Consider the following 2,925-nt stretch of genomic DNA (forward strand, 5'->3'; position numbering starts at 1 on the left):
TGGTTGGCGCGCTGATCAAGCTCGCGGTACGTCAACTGCTGTTCGCCGAACTGCAACGCGATGGCTTGCGGCGTGCGAGCTACCTGGTCTGCAATCAGTTGGTGAACCGCGCGTTCAAGGGGGTAGACCGTGGCGGTAGTGTTCCAGCCCTGCGACAACTCTCGTTGCTCGTACGCATCCAGCAGCGGCAACTCACCCAGGCTTTGTGCCGGGTTGGCAACGATGGCGTGCAACAGATTGAGCCAATGTCGACTCAGGCGTTCCACGCTCGCAGCCTCAAACAGGTCTGTCGCGTAGGTGAAGGTAGCCGCCAGCCCCTGCGCCGGATCCACCGGTTCACTGACATCCAGGGTCAAGTCGAATTGGGACGAAACCTGAGGTCGCGGCACCGCCTGTACGTGCAGATCACCAACCTGCGCACCGGCGCCCGCCGTGCCCTGCTGGTGGTTGTACATCACCTGGAACAACGGACTGTGGCTCAGGCTACGCTCCGGGTGAAGTGCCTGCACCAGTTGCTCGAACGGCAGGTCCTGATGGTCCTGGGCCTCTTGCGCAATCCGCCGCACGTCCTGCAGGAAGCTGTCGAAACGACGAGTGCCATCGAGGTCTGCCTTGAACACCTGAGTGTTGACGAAGAAACCGATCAGCCGCTCAGTCTCCAGACGATTGCGATTGGCGACCGGGACGCCTACGCGGATATCCGTCTGCCCGCTGTAGCGGAACAGCAAGACTTGAAACGCTCCCAGCAGCAACATAAACAACGACACATCCTGATGCTGCGCCAATGCCCGCAAGCGCTCGGTCAGGGCCGGCGGCACGCTGAAGTCCAGGCTGGCGCCACCGTAGCTTTGTACCGCTGGCCGTACATGATCCAACGGCAACGCCAGCACCGATTGCTCGCCCGCCAACTGACGTTGCCAGTACGCAAGCTGGCGCTCGCGCTCGCCAGCTTCCAGCCATTGACGCTGCCACTGGGCGTAATCGAGGTACTGGATCGACAAGGCCGGCAAATCCGCCACCTCCCCTGCCAGGTCGGCACGGTAGTACTCAAGCAACTCCTGCACCATGATTCCCATGGACCAGCCATCCGTGATGATGTGATGCACAGTCACCACCAGCAAATGATCGTCGGGCCCCAGGTTCAACAGACGCACACGCATCAACGGCCCCTGTGTCAGGTCAAAGACCCAGGCGGCCTCTACAGCCAGGCACTGGTCGATGGCCTGCCCGGGGGTTGCCGCCCCCAACGCAGGGTTGTCGACAACGACGCGCGCCGAGTCGGCGGGCAACACCCGTTGCAGCGCCTGGCCATTGTCTTCAAAGAACACCGTGCGCAAGCTGGCATGCCGGGCAACCACGTGATCAACGCTACGCGCAAGCACGTGCGCGTCCAGCGGGCCTTGCAGGCGTATGGCCGAGCTTATGTTGTAAGCGCTGCTGCGAGGCTCAAGTTGCCAGAGAAACCATTGGCGCTGCTGGGCATAAGACATCGGCAAGGCGCCGGTCTCGCTGGCGGGAAGAATTGGCAAGCGGGCCACATTCACCCCGGACTGAGCCAGCTTGCTGAACAGTTGTTGGCGCTTGTGGCCCTCCAGCCCCTTGATTCGCTCAAGCATTTCCTGGGAGCGCAACGGGTCGGGCTTAAGCATCGTCTTTCTCCAATTGATCAAGGGCGTCGAAAATCAAATCGAATTCGAGCACCGATTCCGCCCCGGCGGCCGCTTGCAGATGGGCCGCCAGGTCTTCGAATTTGCGCAAGTCATAGAACGCCTTGAGCGCCAGCTCTACGCCAAAGGCATTACGTACACGGGACAACAGCATCACCAGGTGCAGGGAGTGGCCTCCCAACGCGAAGAAGTCATCATCGAGGCCCACCTGCTCGACGCTGAGCACGTCACTCCACAGGTCAGCCAGCAGGCATTCAAGCTCGCTGCGAGGCGCACGGTGGGCCGCCCGAGCATGGGCATCCGGAGCCGGCAAGGCCTTGCGCTCCAGCTTGCCGTTGGGGCTCAACGGCAGCGCGGCCAGCATCAGCAGGTGGCTGGGCACCATGTAGTCCGGCAGGGTGTGCGTCAGGTGCGCCTTGAGCGCATCACGCAACGCCGCCTGCACGTCGGGCCCGCCGTCCATCACGTCAGCAGAGGTGGGCACCACGTAGCCCACCAGTTGCAGGCCGGCCGCCGTTTCAACCGCCAGCACTGCCGCTTCACGCACGGCCTCCTGCTCCAGCAGTCGGGCTTCGATCTCTCCAAGCTCAATGCGCAACCCGCGCAATTTCACCTGATGGTCGATACGCCCGCGGTACTCGATAACCCCGTCTGCCCGCTGGCACACCAGGTCACCGCTGCGGTACAGCCGCTCACCCGGCACAAACGGGCTGGCGACAAAGCGCTCGGCCGTCAGGCCCGCACGACGGTGGTACCCACGCGCCAGGCCTTCGCCTCCCAGGTACAACTCACCGATCACGCCGGCCGGCACCAGTGTCAGGTCCGAGCTCAAGACGTAGGTCTGCAGGTTCGCGATCGGCTGGCCAATCGGCACGCTGTCGCGACCTTCTTCGCGGCAGGTCCAGTGGGTCACGTCGATGGCCGCCTCGGTAGGCCCGTACAGGTTGTACAGCCCGGCATTCGGCAGCTTGCTGAAGACTTGTTGTTGCGCGTCCACCTGCAACGCTTCGCCGCTGCACACGATGCGCGTCAGGCTGGTGCACTGGCTGACCTGAGCGTCCTGCAAGAACACCTGCAACATCGAAGGCACAAAGTGCAGCGTGGTGATCTGCCGGGCCGTGATCAACTGCACCAGTTTTGTGGGCTCGCGATGATCTCCAGGGGCCGCCACCACCAGCCGCGCACCGCTCATCAGCGGCCAGAAAAACTCCCACACCGAGACGTCGAAGCTGAATGGCGTCTTCTGCAACACCGCGTC

2 protein-coding genes are annotated in these 2,925 nt (G+C 62.9%); both read right to left on the reverse strand.

Translation table 11 applies throughout. The features are described 5' to 3' along the window. The coding region (locus HX875_RS32345) for a condensation domain-containing protein (protein ID WP_256348229.1) at window positions 1–1,649 on the reverse strand (1,649 nt) is incomplete at its 3' end. Then, the coding region (locus tag HX875_RS32350; RefSeq protein ID WP_177048990.1) for an AMP-binding protein at window positions 1,642–2,925 on the reverse strand (1,284 nt) is incomplete at its 5' end. The genes HX875_RS32345 and HX875_RS32350, both read right to left, overlap by 8 nt.

This window comes from Pseudomonas yamanorum (genome assembly GCF_013386765.1).
Classification (GTDB): domain Bacteria; phylum Pseudomonadota; class Gammaproteobacteria; order Pseudomonadales; family Pseudomonadaceae; genus Aquipseudomonas; species Aquipseudomonas yamanorum_A.